Here is an 18,310-nt window from a genome sequence, read left to right on the forward strand (position 1 = left end):
GGCCGTGGCCCCCGCCGTCAGCAACCGAACCCTGAGGTCAGGCCTTGTCGCCGTCCGCGGCCGGAGCCTCGGCGGCGGGGGCCTCGGCCGGAGCGGCGGCCTCTTCGGCCTGCTCGGCGTCGGCGACCTTCGCCGTCTCGGCGGAGGTCTGGACGTCGGCAGGCGCCTCGGCGGCGTCCGCGGACTTCTCGGCGTCGGCCTTCTTGTCGCCTTCGAGGAGGTCCCGCTCCCACTCGGCGAGGGGCTCGCCGGCGGCCTTCTCACCCGGCTTGGAGTCGCCGGTGGCGGCGCCGGAGCGGGCGATGAGGCCCTCGGCGACGGCGTCGGCGATCACGCGGGTGAGCAGGGTGACGGAGCGGATCGCGTCGTCGTTGCCCGGGATCTTGTAGTCGACCTCGTCGGGGTCGCAGTTGGTGTCGAGGATCGCGACGACCGGGATGTGGAGCTTGCGCGCCTCACCGACGGCGATGTGCTCCTTCTTGGTGTCGACGATCCAGACGGCGCTGGGCACCTTCTGCATCTCGCGGATACCACCGAGGGTCTTCTCCAGCTTGGCCTTCTCGCGGGAGAGGACCAGCAGCTCCTTCTTGGTGAGACCGGAGGCGGCCACGTCGTCGAAGTCGATCTGCTCAAGCTCCTTCAGACGCTGGAGGCGCTTGTAGACGGTGGAGAAGTTGGTGAGCATGCCGCCCAGCCAGCGCTGGTTGACGTACGGCATGCCAACGCGCGTCGCCTGCTCGGCGATGGCCTCCTGGGCCTGCTTCTTCGTACCCACGAACATGATGGAACCGCCGTGGGCGACGGTCTCCTTGACGAACTCGTAGGCGCGGTCGATGTACGACAGCGACTGGAGCAGGTCGATGATGTAGATGCCGTTGCGCTCCGTGAAGATGAAGCGCTTCATCTTCGGGTTCCAGCGACGGGTCTGGTGACCGAAGTGGACGCCGCTTTCCAGCAGCTCCCGCATCGTGACGACGGCCATGGCCGTACTCCTTGAGGTACTCGGTTGTCGCGTCCGCCGGACGGCGGACGCGCCTGACGCCCCGGAACGCTTTGCCACGAGGGACCGAGAAGCGCGGACACCGGCGAAGGCCGGCGGCGGGGCGTGCGAAGTCGATCCGGTGACCCGGATCGCCACAGGAAGTGTACGGGACCCGCACAGTGCCCGGCGACGGAGTGCGAGGGCGCCCACAAGGGTGACGGAGATATACACAACGCGCCGGTTATCCACAGAATTCGAGCATGATCCACTTGGATCCGCCGAATGCGGCAGCGTGAAGCACATGATCACTGTTCACGAGCTACTCATTCACGCCTCCGCCCCGACCTGCCGTCGTGGTCGGCGCGGGGTTGTCTCCCGGTGCCTCTCCCTCGGCGTCGCCGCCCTCGCCGGGGTGGTGGCGACCGTCCTGTTCGGCCCTTCGCCCGACGCTCTGGCCGCGGACGACCAGGAGGCGAACACGGGCGCCGATGCCGGCGCCGAGCCGCCTCCGCCCCCTCCCGACAGCGGTACCGTCGCCCCTGCCGACGAAGCCGGCGGCCTCATCGGCATCAGCGGCGACCGGGCCTGGCCGGTGGGGCCGCGCCCGGCCGTTCTGCGGGGGTGGGAACCGCCCGCGACGCCGTACGGCCCCGGCCACCGGGGCGTGGACCTCGCCGCCGCCCCCGGCACTCTCGTCCGAGCCGCAGCTCCCGGCCGGGTCTCCTTCACCGGCATGGTGGCGGGGCGCGGCGTCCTCTCGATCACCCTGCCCGGCACCGGACAGCCACCGCTGCGGACCACCTACGAACCGGTCACCGCGGTTGTCGCCGAAGGCGACGAGGTGAAGGCGGGCCAAGTCGTGGCAGTGCTGGGACCGGGACCGTTCCACTGCGAGGGCGGTTGCCTGCACTGGGGTCTGCTGCGGGGCGAGACCTATCTCGATCCGCTGTCCCTGCTTCCCGACGACCTGCTCGACCGCGGTCCGGCACGACTGCTGCCGGTCTTCGGCGTCCCCGAGCCGGCCGCCGCACAGACGCCGACCGGATCACAGACGCCGGCCGGATCACCGCCACCCGATCTGCCGGACGACGAGGTGATCACGGCTGAGGAGACCGCCGCCGCGGCGGCCGATGCCCTGCACGCCGCGGCCCTGCTCGCGGCGGCCGTGTGGGTACGGCACCGGAGCCGTACGGGAGTCAGGTACCGCGTACGCCTCGGAGCACCATGGACACCGCCGCCTCGGCGATCACCCCGGGGTCCTCGGCCGCGCCCAACTCGATCCGCCGCACCGCGGCGTCCACAACGCCCTGGAGCAGCATCGCGGCCAGCCTCGGCTGCTCGTGGCCCAGCTCCGAGAGGGCGTCGACGATCATCGCGATGAGTCCGCCGTGCGCGGCCCGGATCTTCTCCCGGGCGCCCGCGTCGAGTTCGCTCGCGGAGATGGCGACCACCGCGCGGTGACGGCGGTCGCCGACGAGGCTCAACTGCCTGCGCACATACGCTTCGATCTTGGTCTCGGGGGTCGGCGCGTCCGCCATGGCGAATTCGATCTCGGCGGCCCAGACAGGGAAGTCGACGGCGCAGAGCTCTTCGACGACGGCCGCGCGCGAGCGGAAGTACTCGTAGACCGATGACCTGGCGAGACCCGTGCGTTCGGCGAGGGCGGGGAAGGTCAACGCCTCCGTACCGCCTTCGGACAGGAGGGATCGTGCGGCGTCCAGCAGGGCGCCGCGCTGCATGGTCCGGTGCTCGGCCACGGAGGCCGCTCGAATCCTGGGCACAGGCCCACTCTACGGCGGAGGCCGCTCGCACAGGTGGGGCAGGGACGATTCAGCGCCCCGCGTCGGCCAGTTTGGCGCGGAGCTGGAGAACGGACTTGGTGTGGATCTGACTGACGCGGCTCTCGGTGACGCCGAGGACGTTGCCGATCTCCGCCAGCGTGAGCCCCTCGTAGTAGTAGAGGGTGACGACGGTCTTCTCGCGCTCGGGAAGGGTGTTGATGGCGCGGGCCAGCAAGCGACGCAGCTCGCGGTCCTCGGCGACCTCGACGGGGTTGTCGGCCGCCGTGTCCTCCAGCGTGTCCATCAGACTGAGCCGGTCGCCGCCTTCCCCGCCCACATGCAGCAGTTCCTCCAGAGCGACGACGTTCGCCAACGACAACTGGCTGAAGACGGCGTGCAGTTCCTCCACCGCGATGCCCATCTCGGCGGCCACCTCCGCCTCCGACGGGGTACGTCGCAGTTGCGCCTCAAGGGTCGCGTACGCCCGCTCGACGGCCCTGGCCTTCTGCCGTACGGAGCGCGGGATCCAGTCCAGCGCGCGCAGTTCGTCGATCATCGCGCCCCGGATGCGTGTGATCGCGTAGGTCTCGAACTTGATCGACCGCTCGATGTCGAACTTCTCGATCGCGTCGATGAGCCCGAAGACCCCGGAGGAGACGAAGTCCGCCTGCTCGACGTTGGACGGCAGTCCCACACTCACCCGGCCGGCGACGTACTTCACCAGCGGCGAGTAGTGCAGGATCAACTGCTCACGCAGCCGCTCGTTACCCGTGGTCTTGTACGACCGCCACAGGGTGTCGAGGGCCGAGGGGGCGGAGGGTCGCACTTCGCCGCGGGCCGCTGGGGGCCCCACGGGGGACGCCGCCGCACGGTCGGACCCGGAGGTGTGCTGGGGCATTCGTTGCCTTGAGCCGTTCTGCCGTGAAGTGAGGTGAGGTACGTCTGGGCCGGATTCCTGGTGAGCGTAGCGTGACAGTGCGGTCGCGGTGCGCGAGGAGGCGGGGCTGATACCTGTCCGGACAGGCCCTGTCCGACGCCGCCGGGCCTTCGCGATCGGGCGCCGACACCGCGCGTATCGGCGCCTGTCGCGCCGCAGGGAGAACTGCGAAGGTCATCTGCCTCACCTTTTCACCCGAATGCCCCAGGTCAAGGACCGGCTCGCCGCGCACCGCCGCCACGTGTGGTCGGTGACGTCAACTGCCAGAGGTCGCCGTGCCGTTCGACGAACCCGAGGGAGTGAAGTTCGTACAGCTTGCCGAGAGCCTCGTCGGCCGTCGTCGCGGCCTCCCGCGCGATGTCCCGTCCGCCGACGGATCCACGCGCGGGCAGCGCGTCGAGAATCCGCCTGCCGAGGGGATCGAGCAGGTCCCTGGCCAGGACGGGTCCGCGCCGGGCTGGTGCGAGGTCGCCCATGTCCCCCACCAGTTCGGCCACTTCGGCGGCGTCGGTGACCAGCACGCCTTCTCCGCGCAGCAGTTCGTGCACCCCGGCGGAGAGCCCGCTCGTCGCCGGGCCGGGCACTCCCATGGTGAACCGCCCGAGCCGCTGCGCGCTGCGGGCGGTGACCAGCGAACCGCTGCGGTACTCGGCCTCCACCACAACAGTCCCCCTGGTGAGCGCGGCGATCACACGGTTGCGGAGGACGAACCTGCTGCGGGTCGGATGATCACCGGGTGCCAGCTCTCCCACGACCAGGCCCTGCGCCGCGATGCGGCGTACCAGCTCGGCGTGGCCCGGCGGATAGACCACGTCGACACCGCAGGCGAGGACGGCGACGGTCGCGCCGTCCACGGCGAGTGCACCACGGTGGGCGGCTCCGTCGACTCCGTACGCGGCACCCGATGTCACCACCCAGCCCCGCTCGGCCAGACCCGATGCGATGCTCGCTGCCATGTGCGCCCCGTACGGCGTGCAGGCCCTGGCTCCCACGACGGCGACGGAACGCAGTGCCCAGAACCTCAGATCGGGCTTGCCGCGCACCCACAGGCCGATGGGGCGCGACATTCCCAGGTCGTCGAGCTGGGTCGGCCATTCCTGGTCGCCGGGGCAGACGAACCGGCCGCCCATCCCCGCGACGACGGACAGATCCCGCTCGGGAGCGGCCGCCGCCGCGCGTGCCCGAAGCCCACTGATACGACGTGGACCGACTTCACCCAAGACCTCGTCGTCGGTCCCGCCTGGCGAGGTGAGAAGGTCCATCAGCCCTCGGGCGCCGTACTTGCGCAGCCACCGGCCGCCGTTCTCGTCGCCCGGCTCGATCACGCGCGTGAGAGCGGCCCGCGCCAGTCGCTCGTCGGCATCTGCTCCCGCTCCGGCCACGGTTACGGCTTCGGTCCCCGCGGTCATGAGATCCCTCCGACCGTGGCCCCGGCGCCCCGTCCGATGCCGGTGCGCAGCTCCAGCGCCAGGCCCACGTCCCGTCCGTCGGGACGGTCCCGTCCGGCGAGGTCCGCGACTGTCCATGCGACCCGCAGCACCCGGTCCAGGCCGCGCGCGGTGAGCAGGCCGCGTTCGAGGTCGCGCTCGGCGGCGTCGAGCGCTCCGGGCGCGGTGACCCATCGCGTACGCAGTTCGTGACCGGGCACTTCGCTGTTGACCGTCCATGGCGTCCCCGCCAGTCGCTCCACCGAGCGCAGCCGGGCCTCCTTGATCCGCCCGGCGACGACCGCCGTGGTCTCACCCCGGCCACCCTGGCCCATGAGATCGGCACGGTGCACCGGCTGGACCTCCACCCGTAGGTCGACCCGGTCGAGCAGTGGACCGGACAGACGTGACTGGTAACGGCGGATCGCCGAAGGCGGGCACTCGCACCCGGCACCGTGCAGTGTGTGCCGCCCGCAGGGACACGGATTGGCGGCGAGGACCATCAGAAAGCGGGCGGGCAGCCGTACGACTCCGGCGCTGCGCGCGATGACCACCTGCCCCGATTCGAGGGGCTGGCGCAGCGCGTCGAGAGCCTTGCCGGAGAATTCCGGCGCCTCGTCCAGAAAGAGCACACCCTTGTGTGCCAGGGACACCGCTCCCGGCCTCGCCAGCCCGTTGCCGCCGCCGACGAGGGACTGCATGGTCGCCGAGTGGTGCGGGGCGCAGTACGGCGCCGTACGTACGAGTGGTTCGCCGGGCGGCAGGATCCCGGCGACCGAGTGCACCGCCGTGACCTCGACGGACTCCTGCCTAGTCAGAGGCGGCAGCAGTGCCGGCAGCCGCTCCGCCAGCATCGTCTTGCCCGCTCCGGGCGGACCCTGCAGGAGCAGGTGGTGCCCGCCCGCCGCGGCGACCTCCAGAGCCGTACGCGCCGCCCGCTGTCCCGCCACGTCGGCGAGGTTCGGGCAGTGCGCGTCCCGCTGTGCGAAGCCGGGAGCCAGGCCCGTCCCCACCCCGGCGCCGGGCACCATGAGACCCGCGAGCATGGGATCCGGACGGCCCTCCTCGGTGACCGTCGGCTCGTCTGGCACCGGTTCGCCGGTCAGGACGGCGATGAGCTGGCGCAGGCTCCGTACGCCGAGGACCGAGACTCCCGGCACCAGTGACGCCTCGCCCGCTGTCTGCTCCGGCACGACCACCTGGTGATAGCCCGCCTCGGCAGCCGCGAGGACGGCCGGGAGGATGCCCCGTACCGGACGGACCCTGCCATCGAGCCCCAGCTCCCCGATCAGGACCAGATCGGCGATGGCACGTGGCTCGATACGCTCGGCCGCGCCCAGCACCGACACCGCGACAGCAAGATCGAAACCGGATCCGCTCTTGGGTACGGAAGCCGGACTGAGCCCCACCGTGAGCTTCTTCTGCGGCCATTCCGCGCCGGAATTCACGACGGCGGCCCTGACCCTGTCCCGGCTCTCCGACAGGCTCTTGTCCGGCAGCCCCACCAGAGTGAAGGCGGCCACGCCCGGTTCGAGATCCGCCTGGACCTCCACCACCACGCCCTCGACGCCGACCAGCGCCACCGAACACGCACGCGCGAACCCCATCAGGCCACCCCCCGGGCGTGCTCGATCACGGGAGCGCCGCGCCTGGGCAGCACCACCCCGATCAGATCGATACGAACGCCGCCAGGGGGCGGTCCACCGAACGCATCGAGCCAGCAGGCCGCGAGGCGCCTCAGCCTGTCCACCTTCACGGGCGTCACCGCCGCCATCGGGTGCTCGAAAGAGCCTCCGCGGCGGGTCTTCACCTCACAGAAGACCAGCACATCCCCGTCGCGGGCCACGATGTCGATCTCGCCCGTCCTGCCGCACCGCCAGTTTCGGTCCAGCACGGTCATCCCGGCCGCCGCCAGCCGCCGAGCGGCCAGTCCTTCGCCGTACCGCCCGAGTGCCCCCGTCGCGTTCATGTCGGCACCACCTCCGGAACCGACTCTGAGACGAAAATCCGCACTAAGTGGATCTTGGTGGACAACTCACCAATTGTGGATAACTCCGTCACCCACCAGCGCACCAGGAATCACACACGCCCCAGGAGTCACAGAAACCCCAACCACCCCAAGCCCTCACCCGACCGGCCACACCGCCGGCACCGCCCACACCACCCGCATCAGCCACCTGGACACCCCCGCCTCCCCCATCAGCCCGTGAGCCCGTGAGCCCGTCAAACCCTTCAGCCGCTCGGCAGCTCCAGGTCGCTCTTGTTCAGCTCCTCGATATTCACGTCCTTGAACGTGAGCACTCTCACCTGCTTGACGAACCTCGCCGGCCGGTACATGTCCCAGACCCACGCGTCCGCCATCGAGACCTCGAAGAAGACCTCGCCCTGCACGGAGTGCACCTGCATCTCGTAGTCGTTGGTGAGATAGAAGCGTCGTTCGGTCTCGATCACGTATTTGAAAAGACCGACGACATCGCGGTACTCCCGGTAGAGCTTCAGCTCCATCTCGGTCTCGTACTTCTCGAGGTCCTCGGCGCTCATGGCATGTTCCCCTTCAGCCGTACGTCCCCCTATTGTGCTCCGGCCCCACGCGCCCCTAGACGGTTTCAGAGGCGAGAACCACCGGTGCACCCGGAGGACCCTCGTCGAGCAGCGTGCGCAGCAGCCCGGCGAGCCTGGTCGGATACACCGTCTCACGGGCCGTCGACAGTTCGGCGGAGGTCCACCACCTCAGCTCCGCGACACTGCGCCGCTCCAGCTCCGTCAGCCCTTCGACGCTGGTCTCGGTCTGCGCCGTACGTGCCAGGAAGTACCACTCGTCCTGGTCCCAGCGGCGCCCGTCGAACGGGAAGGAGCAGGTACGCCGCCAGAGAACCGGTCCGAGCTCGACCTCTGTGATGCCCGTCTCCTCGGCCAGCTCGCGCAGCGCGGCCTCCTGCCGCGTCTCGTCGCCCTCCAGGCCGCCGCCGGGAGTGAACCACCAGTCGTTCGCCGGGTCGCCCGGCTCGTACCCCCGCATCAGCAGGATCCGTTCGTCCGGGTCCAGCAGCACGACCCGTGAGACCTTTCGGAAGCCGTCACCGGACACCGGTCGACACCCCTCCATCGGTCCGCCCCGTCGGCCCCGTACGCCGCGGCCTGTCCAGCCTCCGTACGACCGGCCCGTAGGCCGCGCCGCCCAGGATCAGCAGCGCCCCGAGGAGCGCCGAGCCCACCACCAGCATCACCGGCCCCGGCTTCGAGACCCCGCCGGGCAGCGCCGCGAAGCCGTCCGGGCGCTCGATCAGGCCGCCCAGCGGCCACGCCACGGCGTCGATCCGCGCCGTCACCGTCGACCTCGGCACCGACCCCTGCCCCTGGTCCTGGAGGTGCACCCGTGAGTCCAGCGACCCGCTGCGTTCGTCGCCGAGAAGGAACAGCTGTCCCTTAGGGACAGTCGCCCCGAAGCCGGTGGTCGACGCGAGCCCGCCCGGCATCTTCTGGACGTACGGTTCGTCGATCGCTTTCCCGTTGACGGTCAGGCGCCCTTCGGTGTCGCAACAGGCGACCTTGTCGCCCCCGACGCCGACGACCCGCTTCACCATCGGCATGTCGCCCCACTGCGCGTCGTTGAAGACCACGACATCGCCCCGTCGCACGTCGTCGCCGGATATCCGCTGCGCCAGGACCCGGTCACCGGCCTGCACCGTCGGATCCATCGAGTCGGTCGGCACGGTGTACGGCTGGTACTCCACCGCTCCCCAGACGAAGCCGCCGAGGAAGAGCACACAGCCGACGGCCACGGCCAGCCCCGACAGCAGATTGCCGAGGCGGCCGTGGCCGCCGTTCGTACGTCCTGTTCCGCTCATCCCAGCCGTCCCCCGTCCCGGAGAATCACCACCGCCGGATCGGCGATCTGGGACGGCACCCTACCCGGCGGTACGGCCGCGGGTCAGCCTGCGCCTGCGCCAGAACACCAGCGGTACGGCGCCGGCCACACCGAGCACGGCCGGAGCCCCCGTCGCCACCGCGGACGCCGCGCTGAGGCCCGACTGGTCGAAGGTGTCGGGCACGGGCAGCGTCGACAGCCGGTTGAGCGGCCAGGCGATGACGATCGCGCGGCCGACGACCTCGTCGGTGGAGACGGTGCCGTGACCGGGCAGCTCCTGGTGGTAGCGGGAGTCGAGCGAATTCTGCCGGTGGTCGCCCATCACCCAGATCCGGCCGTCGGGCACCGTGATCGGCCCGAAGGGCTCGTCGTCACAGGCCGTGTTCCCAGGGAAGATGTACGACTTCTCGTCGAGCGACTTCCCGTTGACCTGGACGCTGCCGCCCTTCTTGCACTCCACCGTGTCGCCGCCGACCGCGATGACCCTCTTGATGAGGTCCTTCTCCTCGGACGACGGCATGAGGCCGATGAAGCTGAGGAACTTCTGCGCCACGTTCGGCTCGGGGGCCTGCGTGCTGTCGAGCCAGCCGCCCGGGTCGTGGAAGACCACGACCTCGCCGCGCTCGGGCTCCGCGCCGAACCACGGCGTGAGCTTGTCCACGAGCACACGGTCACCACGCTGCAGGGTGTCCTGCATCGAGTCCGAGGGGATCGAGAACGCCTGCACCAGGAAGGTCTTGATCAGCAGCGCGAGCAGCAGCGCGATACCGATCAGCAGAGGCAGTTCCTTCCAGAAGGAGCGCTGCTTCTTCACGCCCGTGGCCCCGTCGTCACCGGGGTCGCCGTCCGGCTGCTCCATCACCTGGTCCCGCATGTCTGCGGACACGCCTGCGGATGGGGTCTCCGCGGCGGAACCGGCAGGACCGAGGGGAGGCTCGGCAAGCTGCTCGGGCCTGTCCTCGGGCTCACCGTGTCCGGATCGTGCGCCGACGGCCAAATCCCCCACATCCACTCCTCACTCCGTGCAACTGCCCGCTCCGGAGACGGAGCAGGCCCACTACTCCCATAACGAGCGGGAGTTCCGCAGGGGTCGGGAGCAGGATCATTCCGTTCGGATCCTGAGAGGACACACTATTCGACGGGCCGAGCGCGGTGGTCGGTGCGGCGCGCGGGTCCGGTACGGAGGCGTACGTGTCCGGCTCCTCCAGCCGCCGCCAGTGGCCCAGCGGCCAGGCGATGACGACGGCCCGTCCGACGACCCCGTCCTCCGAGACGGTGCCCCGGAACTCCTCGTCGAGGTGGAAGCGCGAGTCGGCCGAGTTCGACCGGTGGTCGCCCATCACAAAAATCCGCCCCTTCGGCACCTTCACCTCGAAGTCGAGCTTCGACGGGGGGTTGCCGGGATTCAGATACGGCTCCGTCAGCGGTACGCCGTTGACGACGACGCGCCCGTCCTGGTCGCAGCACTTCACTGTGTCGCCGCCCACGGCGACGACACGCTTGATCAGGTCCTGCTCGTCGGCGGACGGCAGCAGTCCGATGAAGGTGAGGGCCTGCTTGACCTGCTTGATCACGACGGGGTCGTCCGGGGGCGGCGTGGTCTCCTCCTGGAGCCACCCGCCGGGGTCCTTGAACACGACGACGTCGCCGCGCTGGGGGCGGGAGCCGAACCAGGGCGTCAGCTTGTCCACCAGCACCCGGTCGTCGATCCGGATCGTCTGCTCCATGGAGCCGGAGGGGATCACGAAGGCCTGGACGAGGAAGGTCTTGAGCACGAGGGCGATCAGCAGCGCCACGGTGATCAGGAGCGGGATCTCCGTCATCGCGGAGCGGCGACGACGCCGTTTCACCCTGCGGGCGAGCCTGCGCCGCTCCGCGCGCCCCGGCAGAGCGCGTCCTGTGGTGGGTCTGGTGCCTGTCGGCAGCCGGGTGTCGGACCGGTGGCCCCCGGGCCGTCCTCGGTTACCCATGGGCGCCGTCCGGGCCCCGTACGTCCCTGAAGGCGTCGGTGCCCTCCAGCGAGTCCCACCGGCCCGCCGGCCAGCCGATCCAGTCCACGCGCCCGATGACCTTGTCGACGGACACCGTGCCACCCCCGGGCTCGCCCAAGTGGTCACGTGAGTCGCGGGAGTTGCTGCGGTGGTCGCCCATCACCCAGAGGGTGCCAGAGGGTACGACGATGTCGAAGGGCACGCTCGACGGCGCGTCGCCGAAGTACAGGTACCGCTCGTCGATCGCCCGGCCGTTCACCTCGACCTTGCCCCCCTCGTCGCAGCAGACCACCCGGTCGCCCCCCACGCCGATCACGCGTTTCACGAAATCGGTCTCGGCGGGCTCGGCGAGACCGAGGGCCGAGGCCGCCCCGTGCGCCAGCCCCGTGACGGGGTTCTCCCGCGCCGGCTCCTGGACGAACGACCCGGTGCCGTCGAAGACGACCACATCACCGCGCCGCGGCTCGGTACCGAAACGGTACGCCAACTTGTTGACAAGCACCCTGTCCCCGACCTGGAGGCCCGGCTCCATGGAGCCGCTGGGGATCAGGAAGGGCTGCACGACGAAGGCGCTGAACAGCAGGAGAGAAGCCGTGCCCAGTACGCCGAGCACCGCGGCCCGGCGCCACGACAGGGCGCGCAGAAATCCCGGGAGACCCCGCATACGCACGGAGCGCGACCCCTCTTCCTTCCCTGTGGCGGGTGTGGAAGAAGGGCCGCGCTCCATGTGCTGTGGTTCGGTGTCCATCGGGCCCAGAGCTTATCCGGCCGTCCTGTGGAACCGTGCGCGAGTTCGAGCCTCGGCTCAGTTGTCGCGCTTCTCCTTGATCTTCGCAGCCTTGCCGCGCAGCTCACGGAGGTAGTAGAGCTTGGCGCGACGTACGTCACCACGGCTCACGAGCTCGATCTTCTCGAAGATCGGGCTGTGCACCGGGAAGGTGCGCTCGACGCCGACGGAGAAGGAGACCTTGCGGACCGTGAAGGTCTCACGGACACCCGAGCCCTGCCGGCGGATGACGACACCCTTGAACTGCTGGATACGGGAGCGGTTGCCCTCGATGACACGTACGTGGACGTTCACGGTGTCGCCGGGACGGAAAGCGGGGAGGTCGCTGCGGAGCGACGCCGCGTCGACGGTGTCGAGCAGGTGAGCCATGATGGTCTGCTTCCTCGCTGATGCCACAGGTCATCAACGGAATGTCGAAAGGAAAGTTCGGAGCGCCGTTCGCGTCGGGTGGGCGTCGTTCCCCCTGTGGCAGGGGCGCGCACCGGACGTACGGCAGCGGCTCATTCTTCCACGGCCTCGGGCCTGCGCCAAAATCGGCCACCGGGCTCCGGCGCCCAGCCCATGATGGACAGCATCTCGCGGTCCTTCTTGTCGAAGGCCGCCGCGTCACAACGCTCGATCATGTCGGGCCTGTTGAGGGCCGTACGACGCAGAGCCTCGTCCCGCCGCCACCTCGCGATCTTGCTGTGATGACCGCTGAGGAGAATGTCCGGAACAGCTCGCCCGCGCCACTCCGGGGGCTTCGTGTACACCGGGCCCTCCAGCAGGTCGGCCATCGCGCCAGGGGCGAACGAGTCGTCGCGATGGGACTCCGCGTTGCCCAGGACACCGGGCAGCAGCCGTGCCACGGCCTCCATGACGACCAGTACCGCCGCCTCGCCGCCCGCCAGGACGTAGTCGCCGATGGACACCTCGTACACCGGCATCCGCGTCGCGTACTCGTCGACGACGCGGCGGTCGATGCCCTCGTACCTGGCCGGGGCGAAGAGCAGCCACGGCCGCTCGGAGAGCTCGACGGCGAGTTCCTGGGTGAAGGGGCGGCCACTGGGCGTGGGAACGACGAGGACGGGGCGGTGCGCACCCGCCTCGTAGCCGTCCGCGATCGTCTGGTCGAGGGCGTCGCCCCAGGGGTCGGTCTTCATGACCATCCCCGGGCCGCCGCCGTACGGGGTGTCGTCGACCGTGTTGTGCCGGTCGTACGTCCAGGTGCGCAGATCGTGGACATGGACGTCGAGGCGGCCCCGCGCGCGTGCCTTGCCGACCAGGGAGACGTTCAGCGGTTCAAGGTACTCCGGGAAGATCGTGATCACGTCCGCCCGCAGGGTGGGGGCGTGCGTCATGACGGATCACCCTTGGCCGCGCCGTCGTCGCCCCCACCGTCTGCGCCTGCGCCGGCATCGCCGTCGGTGGTGCCGGCGACGACCGCGTTGTTGTCGATGAGGCCGGGCGGCGGGTCGATCACGGCCTTCTGCTCGGCAAGATCGATCTCGGTCACGATCTCCTCGACGAAGGGGATCATGACTTCCGTGCCGTTGGGCCGCTCCACGATGAACAGGTCCTGCGACGGAAGGTGCGTGATCTCGGTGATCCGCCCGACCTCGGTCCCGTCCGCCAGGACGACGTCCAGGTCCATGAGCTGGTGGTCGTAGTACTCGTCCGGGTCCTCCGGCATGTCCTGCGGGTCCACCTCGGCGATGAGCAGGGTGTTGCGCAGGGCCTCCGCGCCCGTACGGTCGCTCACCCCGGCGAAGCGCAGCAGCAGCCTGCCGCTGTGCACCCGGCCGGTCTCGATCGTCAGGGGGCCCGCGGAGGCCGGTTCGGTGGCCAGTACGGCTCCGGGGCCGAGCCGCAGCTCGGGCTCGTCCGTACGTACCTCGACGGTGACCTCGCCCTTGATGCCGTGGGCACGGCCGATCCGCGCGACTACCAACTGCACTTGCACACGCCCCTGTTCTCCAAGCTTCTGCCTTCTACGACTGCCATGGTTTCCGCGGCACGGCGGCGGCGGAGCGAGCCCCGGCACCGCGACGCCGCGGCGTTCCGCGTCCGCACCGCGGAGACGACAAAGACCGGGGAGGGCCATGGCCCTCCCCGGCCCGTGCCGGTTCACAACTCTGTCAGCGGACCTGATCCACGTCGACGAGGTCGACTCGGATGCCACGGCCGCCGATCGCGCCCACGACAGTGCGCAGAGCGCGTGCGGTGCGGCCGTTGCGGCCGATCACCTTGCCGAGGTCGTCGGGATGGACCCGTACCTCGAGCACACGGCCACGGCGCAGGGTGCGTGAGGCGACCTGCACATCGTCCGGGTTGTCGACGATGCCCTTCACGAGGTGCTCGAGAGCCTCCTCGAGCATGCTCAGGCCTCGGTCGGCTCAGCGGCGGGCGCCGAAGCAGCGGCGTCGTCGTCCGCCTTCTTGTCGGCCTTCTTCGCCTTGGGGGTGATGGCGTCACCCTTGGGCTCGTCGCCGTCCTTGGCGAGGGACTCGAAGAGGGCACGCTTGTCGGCCTTCGGCTCCGGCTGGAGCAGCGGCGCCGGCGCGGGCAGGCCCTTGTGCGCCTGCCAGTCGCCCGTGAGCTTGAGGATCGCGAGGACCGGCTCGGTCGGCTGGGCGCCGACGGACAGCCAGTAACGCGCGCGGTCCGAGTCGACCTCGATGCGCGACGGGTTCTGCACCGGGTGGTACAGGCCGATCTCCTCGATGGCCCGGCCGTCACGGCGGGTGCGGGAGTCGGCGACGATGATGCGGTAGTGAGGCGAACGGATCTTGCCCAGACGCTTCAGCTTGATCTTGACTGCCACGGAAGTGGTCTCTCCTGGATCTTGACGTGGTTGGGCACATCGACATGCCGCGTGGGGTTGCGGTACTCGTGTGCCCGATGGACGCGTCAGCCGGAGGAGAGAGGGGTCCTGTGCGACTGTCGAGTACAGCTGGTCATTGTGCCACACGCCTCGGGCGCGCCGCGCCCCGCCCGACCGGAGCTGCCCGCTCCTGAACGGGGCGGCTCCGGTACCGGCGGGCGGCCGAGGACTCGGCCGCCGCGGCCGGGCGGGCGGGCGACGGAGGTACTCAGCTGGCAGCGGCGACCGCTTCCGGAATACGGAACGGCTTGCCACAGCCACCGCAGACGATCGGGGCCTGGGCCAGGACCGACGGGACCACGCGCACGTTGCGCCCGCAGTCGCAGACTGCTTTCACTCGCACCCCACCGCCCGACGAGCCGTGCCGCGCGGCGGGACCGCGGAAGCTGCGCTCGGTGTCGGACGTCGTCGCGACCGTGTGCGCCGCGAGGGCGCGCTGGAGCCGTTCGATGGTCGGCCGATAGCGCCGTCTCGCCTCGGGGTTGAGCGATACCAGGGAGAAACCGCTGCTGGGATGCGGCTCCTCGGAATGGTCCAGGCCCAACTCCTCGGCGATCGCGAGGAATCGGCGGTTGTGGTAGCGGCCCGCTCGGGAGGTGTCGCGGACACCTCGGGCGGCGGCGATGCCATGGACTGCCTCGTGAAGCAGTCGCTCGAAGGAGAGCTCGGCGCCGCAGGCGGACGACGATTCTCCGATCAGGGACTCTGGCGCGGCAAGATCCGGCAGCTCGGTGTGGTGCCGCTGAATCTCGGCCCACGCCTGCGCCAGCTCTGCGGCGAGAACAGGTGGTGTCGTGCTCACGTCGTGAACAACGAGCCGGGGCCCTCCCGGGTTCCATTCCGGGGCATCCCAAATATTTTGCACGTACCCGTCAGTTGCCATTGATGCGTCCTGACGAGGGCGGGTGCGTAGATCTGCGGAGAAGGCTCGCTTCTCGCCCCAAGGCGGTACGTAGTACCGCCTACGTCTGTACGTGTACGAGAAATACGTACACCCGATCGAGACACGGTTCGCGATCGCTCCCGGGCTGCCACGCCGATGGGCTCGCCGCTCCGGCCTGCGCAACCGCGCGGGGCCCACAAGAACGACAGTAACGGGCGCCACAGCGATCCGCGGCATCGGCCCCGGTCAGGGAAAGTCGAGCGGATTCGTCCGATACCGGCGCGAGTGGTGGGGAGTTGGCCGATCCCGACCCTGCGGCCTCACCCTTTCGGCTCAAGCTCGACGGATGCCCGCCCACGGCCCTCATACGCCTGTTCCGCCTTGCCCGTACGGGCCCCGCGCACCCCAGGAAGCCCCCGCGCCGACACCCCCACGGGGCGCGACCGGGGGCGATTCGGAGCAGGCTCGCACCGTAGGCAGACGACGTCCGGTGAGAGCGATTGTCTGTGCGCCGGGGCGCACTACCGGAGTGCACAAGCATTGCCCGCGAACCACTGGACGCGGGCACAGATGCGGAGTTCCCTGGCATACGGGGGACGAAGGCGCGCACGTACACGGGGCTGTCAATCAGGGCACCAGGACCTCTCGCCGGATTGGGGCGCTATCCATGACTCGTACGCTCGTCCAGCACGGCCGGCAGCAGGTGAATGCCGCCTCGTCAGACCCTTCCAAAGAGGCGGGCGGTCGCGCCCGCGACTGGGCCGAGATCCAGGAACGCATGCTGGTGCCTCTCTACGAGGCGGTGTACGAGCGTTTGGAGGTCGGCCCCGGCACACGGCTGCTGGGCCTCGGCTGCGGCTCGGGGCTGGCGCTGCTGATCGCCACCGCCCGGGGCGCCGAAGTCACCGGCGTGGACGCCGACCAGGAGCGCGTAGCGCTGGCCCGTGAGCGGCTCGTCCCCGACGAGCGCCCCGTGACGGCGCACGCGAACCCGTCCGCGGCGCTCGGAGGCGCCGCAGCGCCGGGAAGATCCGTGGCCGGCCCGTCGAGGACGTTCGGCGGCCGGAGCCAGGCGCGCGTACTGACCGGCGGTGCGACCGCCGTCCTGGAGGCTGAGCGCCCCGTCTACGACGTGATCACGGCGTTCCAGCCCATCGGCGTCGCCGGCGACGATTCGGACGGACTCGGACCCGCACTCGCTGAGGCGGTGCCCATGGCGGGCCGCGGCACTCCCGTGGTCGTCGCCGGCTGGGGCCCGCCGGAGCGCTGCGCGACGTCCGGCGTCCTGCGGGTCGCCGGGCGCCTGACGGAGCGGCTGCGCAAAGGGGGCGGCTACCGAGCGCCGCTCAGGGACGACCTGGAGGACGTGGCGGCGCGGGCCGGACTGAAACCCGACGGTTCGGGGCGCGTGTCCTGCCCGTTCGGCTACGCGGGGATGGAGAGCGCGCTGCGCGGGCTGCTGTCGACCGGCGCGTTCGACGAGGCGGTGCGGGCGACGGATCAGTCTCAGGTGGAGAAGGAGATAACGGAGGCGCTCCACCCGCATGTACGGCGCGACGGCACCGTATGGATGCCGAACGTGTTCCGTTACCTGATCGCGCGCACGCCCTGACGCGTACCGCGCGCTGATCGCGCGACAAGCTTGGAGTACGACGCGACGCCGCCGCTGAACACCGCGGCGGCGCGGGCAGTTCTTGAGGCAGCACGGCAAGGCGGCCTCCGTACCGAGGTCGGTGCCGAGCTGCAGAGCGGTACCCCACGAGAGACGCCGGCCAGGACACCCTTGTCAGCATCCAGAATCCTGGTTACTGTCCCTTCTGTGACCGGCTTCGACGAACGCTTCCTGACCCGCAACGGCCTCGCCGCCCAGCAGCTCGCCGCCCTGCTGCTCAACCATGAGCCGGACGCCCGCCTGCCCCGTGTGCGTGACTTCGCCGAAGAGCTGGGCGTCGGGAACGGCACGGTTCAGGCCGCGCTCCAGCTCCTGGAGACGGCAGGCGCGATCCGTACGACGGCGCGCGGTCACCTCGGTACGTTCCTCGTCGACTCGGACCGTTCGGTCCTCTGGCGGCTCTCGGGGCTCGGCACGCTCCTGGCGGCGATGCCGCTGCCGTACTCGCACCGTTACGAGGGTCTGGCCACCGGACTGCGCGCCGCGTTCGAGCAGGCAGGGGCGCCTTTCGCAATCACGTTCATGCGCGGCGCCGGAGCCCGCACCACCGCTCTGGTCGAGGGCAAGGTCGACTTGGTGGTCCTCTCGCGCTTCGCCGCGGACCGGCTGATCGATGAGCGCCCCGTCGAACTCGTCGCGGACCTCGGACCCGCGACGTACGTCGGGGCGCACGGGCTGCTGCTACGGCAGGGCGCGACCCTGGAGACCGACGGACTGCGCGTCGCCGTCGACCACGCCTCCGAGGACCAGCGGATGCTCGCGGAGCGCGTGTTCGCCGGGCGCTCCGACATCCGGTGGGTCGAGGCGTCGTACATGCAGCTGCGCGATCTGTTCGCGCACGACCATGTCGACGCGACGCTGTGGAACCTCGACGAGGTACAGGACCGACTCGGCGCCGGCGTGCACGTGCTGCCGCTGGGCGACGAGGTGACTCGCGACCTGTCGCTGCGCAACTCGAGCGCCGCGATCATCGGAAGGACCGAGGGGGCGAAGGCACTCGGCGCCGTTCGCGACTCCCTTGACCTGTCACTCATCACCGACTGCCAGGCCGAGGTGCTGCGGGGTGAGCGCGCCCCGTCGTACTGACCGCCCCCGCCCGCCCCGCCCCGTCGGGGCATG

At 70.2% G+C, this 18,310-nt stretch carries 20 protein-coding genes and 1 pseudogene; 3 read left to right on the forward strand and 18 right to left on the reverse strand.

The genetic code is table 11. The features are described from left to right. Positions 1-37: 37 nt before the first annotated feature. Entirely contained in the window at positions 38-982 is a 945-nt protein-coding gene (gene rpsB / locus OIE74_RS09985) for a 30S ribosomal protein S2 (RefSeq protein WP_329380926.1), read from the reverse strand. 301 nt (positions 983-1,283) lie between these two features. Here rpsB and OIE74_RS38610 point away from each other — a divergent pair. Beyond that, positions 1,284-1,868 (forward strand): annotated as a pseudogene (locus tag OIE74_RS38610) (peptidoglycan DD-metalloendopeptidase family protein); the annotation flags it as partial. A 310-nt stretch (positions 1,869-2,178) separates the two neighbouring features. Here OIE74_RS38610 and OIE74_RS09995 read toward each other — a convergent pair. The 17 genes from OIE74_RS09995 to OIE74_RS10075 all read right to left on the reverse strand — a co-directional run bounded on the left by OIE74_RS09995 (position 2,179) and on the right by OIE74_RS10075 (position 15,438). Continuing rightward, on the reverse strand, positions 2,179-2,739 hold the full coding sequence (locus tag OIE74_RS09995) for a TetR/AcrR family transcriptional regulator (RefSeq protein WP_329392235.1): 561 nt from the start codon (positions 2,737-2,739) through the stop codon (positions 2,179-2,181). A 73-nt stretch (positions 2,740-2,812) separates the two neighbouring features. Continuing rightward, positions 2,813-3,661, reverse strand: a complete 849-nt coding sequence (gene whiG, locus OIE74_RS10000) for an RNA polymerase sigma factor WhiG (protein ID WP_329380928.1) — start codon at positions 3,659-3,661, stop codon at positions 2,813-2,815. Between the two features lie 248 nt (positions 3,662-3,909). Further along, a complete protein-coding gene (gene dprA / locus OIE74_RS10005) occupies positions 3,910-5,109 on the reverse strand; it encodes a DNA-processing protein DprA (RefSeq protein ID WP_329380930.1) in 1,200 nt (399 codons plus the stop codon). Continuing rightward, positions 5,106-6,734, reverse strand: coding sequence for a YifB family Mg chelatase-like AAA ATPase (locus tag OIE74_RS10010; protein ID WP_329380932.1), 1,629 nt, complete (start codon positions 6,732-6,734; stop codon positions 5,106-5,108). The genes dprA and OIE74_RS10010 overlap by 4 nt, the downstream gene beginning before the upstream one ends. Further along, positions 6,734-7,096, reverse strand: coding sequence for a YraN family protein (locus OIE74_RS10015; protein WP_329380935.1), 363 nt, complete (start codon positions 7,094-7,096; stop codon positions 6,734-6,736). The genes OIE74_RS10010 and OIE74_RS10015 overlap by 1 nt, the downstream gene beginning before the upstream one ends. Positions 7,097-7,359: 263 nt before the next feature. Then, positions 7,360-7,668, reverse strand: a complete 309-nt coding sequence (locus tag OIE74_RS10020) for a DUF2469 domain-containing protein (protein ID WP_003993268.1) — start codon at positions 7,666-7,668, stop codon at positions 7,360-7,362. 55 nt (positions 7,669-7,723) lie between these two features. Then, positions 7,724-8,233: an NUDIX hydrolase gene (locus tag OIE74_RS10025; RefSeq protein WP_443076075.1), complete on the reverse strand. Its 510-nt coding sequence runs from the start codon at positions 8,231-8,233 to the stop codon at positions 7,724-7,726. Further along, a complete protein-coding gene (gene lepB, locus OIE74_RS10030) occupies positions 8,205-8,975 on the reverse strand; it encodes a signal peptidase I (RefSeq protein ID WP_329380939.1) in 771 nt (256 codons plus the stop codon). Before lepB (OIE74_RS10030) ends, OIE74_RS10025 begins: the two co-directional genes overlap by 29 nt. Before the next feature lie 60 nt (positions 8,976-9,035). Further along, positions 9,036-9,992 carry a signal peptidase I gene (lepB, locus tag OIE74_RS10035; RefSeq protein WP_329392236.1) on the reverse strand — a complete coding sequence of 319 codons (957 nt, stop codon included), beginning with the start codon at positions 9,990-9,992 and terminating at the stop codon, positions 9,036-9,038. Continuing rightward, on the reverse strand, positions 9,961-10,965 hold the full coding sequence (lepB, locus tag OIE74_RS10040) for a signal peptidase I (RefSeq protein ID WP_443076076.1): 1,005 nt from the start codon (positions 10,963-10,965) through the stop codon (positions 9,961-9,963). Before lepB (OIE74_RS10040) ends, lepB (OIE74_RS10035) begins: the two co-directional genes overlap by 32 nt. Further along, entirely contained in the window at positions 10,958-11,734 is a 777-nt protein-coding gene (lepB, locus tag OIE74_RS10045) for a signal peptidase I (protein WP_329380941.1), read from the reverse strand. Before lepB (OIE74_RS10045) ends, lepB (OIE74_RS10040) begins: the two co-directional genes overlap by 8 nt. Positions 11,735-11,791: 57 nt before the next feature. After that, complete coding sequence (rplS, locus tag OIE74_RS10050; protein WP_023538359.1) at positions 11,792-12,142, reverse strand: 50S ribosomal protein L19; 351 nt, start codon at positions 12,140-12,142, stop codon at positions 11,792-11,794. Between the two features lie 131 nt (positions 12,143-12,273). Then, a complete protein-coding gene (trmD, locus tag OIE74_RS10055; RefSeq protein WP_329392237.1) occupies positions 12,274-13,095 on the reverse strand; it encodes a tRNA (guanosine(37)-N1)-methyltransferase TrmD in 822 nt (273 codons plus the stop codon). 14 nt (positions 13,096-13,109) lie between these two features. After that, complete coding sequence (gene rimM, locus OIE74_RS10060; RefSeq protein WP_329380944.1) at positions 13,110-13,709, reverse strand: ribosome maturation factor RimM; 600 nt, start codon at positions 13,707-13,709, stop codon at positions 13,110-13,112. Between the two features lie 181 nt (positions 13,710-13,890). Further along, positions 13,891-14,130 (reverse strand): RNA-binding protein, encoded by a 240-nt coding sequence (locus OIE74_RS10065; RefSeq protein ID WP_003980229.1) that lies wholly within the window; start codon positions 14,128-14,130, stop codon positions 13,891-13,893. Between the two features lie 2 nt (positions 14,131-14,132). After that, positions 14,133-14,576, reverse strand: a complete 444-nt coding sequence (rpsP, locus tag OIE74_RS10070) for a 30S ribosomal protein S16 (RefSeq protein WP_329380946.1) — start codon at positions 14,574-14,576, stop codon at positions 14,133-14,135. A 268-nt stretch (positions 14,577-14,844) separates the two neighbouring features. Then, on the reverse strand, positions 14,845-15,438 hold the full coding sequence (locus OIE74_RS10075) for a hypothetical protein (RefSeq protein ID WP_329380948.1): 594 nt from the start codon (positions 15,436-15,438) through the stop codon (positions 14,845-14,847). A 748-nt stretch (positions 15,439-16,186) separates the two neighbouring features. Between OIE74_RS10075 and OIE74_RS10080 the strand changes: the two genes are divergently transcribed. Beyond that, positions 16,187-17,131 (forward strand): methyltransferase domain-containing protein, encoded by a 945-nt coding sequence (locus OIE74_RS10080; RefSeq protein WP_329380950.1) that lies wholly within the window; start codon positions 16,187-16,189, stop codon positions 17,129-17,131. A gap of 207 nt (positions 17,132-17,338) precedes the next feature. Then, positions 17,339-18,277, forward strand: a complete 939-nt coding sequence (yhfZ, locus tag OIE74_RS10085; RefSeq protein WP_329380952.1) for a GntR family transcriptional regulator YhfZ — start codon at positions 17,339-17,341, stop codon at positions 18,275-18,277. Positions 18,278-18,310 lie beyond the last annotated feature (33 nt).

The organism is Streptomyces sp. NBC_01716 (genome assembly GCF_036248275.1).
In the GTDB taxonomy this organism is placed as follows: domain Bacteria; phylum Actinomycetota; class Actinomycetes; order Streptomycetales; family Streptomycetaceae; genus Streptomyces.

Bases quoted from the DNA above. Each gene is read 5' to 3' on its own strand.
- rpsB (WP_329380926.1), bottom strand. From the start codon at position 982: ATGGCCGTCGTCACGATGCGGGAGCTGCTGGAAAGCGGCGTCCACTTC.
- whiG (WP_329380928.1), bottom strand. From the start codon at position 3,661: ATGCCCCAGCACACCTCCGGGTCCGACCGTGCGGCGGCGTCCCCCGTG.
- dprA (WP_329380930.1), bottom strand. From the start codon at position 5,109: ATGACCGCGGGGACCGAAGCCGTAACCGTGGCCGGAGCGGGAGCAGAT.
- OIE74_RS10010 (WP_329380932.1), bottom strand. From the start codon at position 6,734: ATGGGGTTCGCGCGTGCGTGTTCGGTGGCGCTGGTCGGCGTCGAGGGC.
- OIE74_RS10015 (WP_329380935.1), bottom strand. From the start codon at position 7,096: ATGAACGCGACGGGGGCACTCGGGCGGTACGGCGAAGGACTGGCCGCT.
- OIE74_RS10020 (WP_003993268.1), bottom strand. From the start codon at position 7,668: ATGAGCGCCGAGGACCTCGAGAAGTACGAGACCGAGATGGAGCTGAAG.
- OIE74_RS10025 (WP_443076075.1), bottom strand. From the start codon at position 8,233: ATGGAGGGGTGTCGACCGGTGTCCGGTGACGGCTTCCGAAAGGTCTCA.
- lepB (WP_329380939.1), bottom strand. From the start codon at position 8,975: ATGAGCGGAACAGGACGTACGAACGGCGGCCACGGCCGCCTCGGCAAT.
- lepB (WP_443076076.1), bottom strand. From the start codon at position 10,965: ATGGGTAACCGAGGACGGCCCGGGGGCCACCGGTCCGACACCCGGCTG.
- lepB (WP_329380941.1), bottom strand. From the start codon at position 11,734: ATGGACACCGAACCACAGCACATGGAGCGCGGCCCTTCTTCCACACCC.
- rplS (WP_023538359.1), bottom strand. From the start codon at position 12,142: ATGGCTCACCTGCTCGACACCGTCGACGCGGCGTCGCTCCGCAGCGAC.
- OIE74_RS10065 (WP_003980229.1), bottom strand. From the start codon at position 14,130: ATGCTCGAGGAGGCTCTCGAGCACCTCGTGAAGGGCATCGTCGACAAC.
- OIE74_RS10080 (WP_329380950.1), top strand. From the start codon at position 16,187: ATGACTCGTACGCTCGTCCAGCACGGCCGGCAGCAGGTGAATGCCGCC.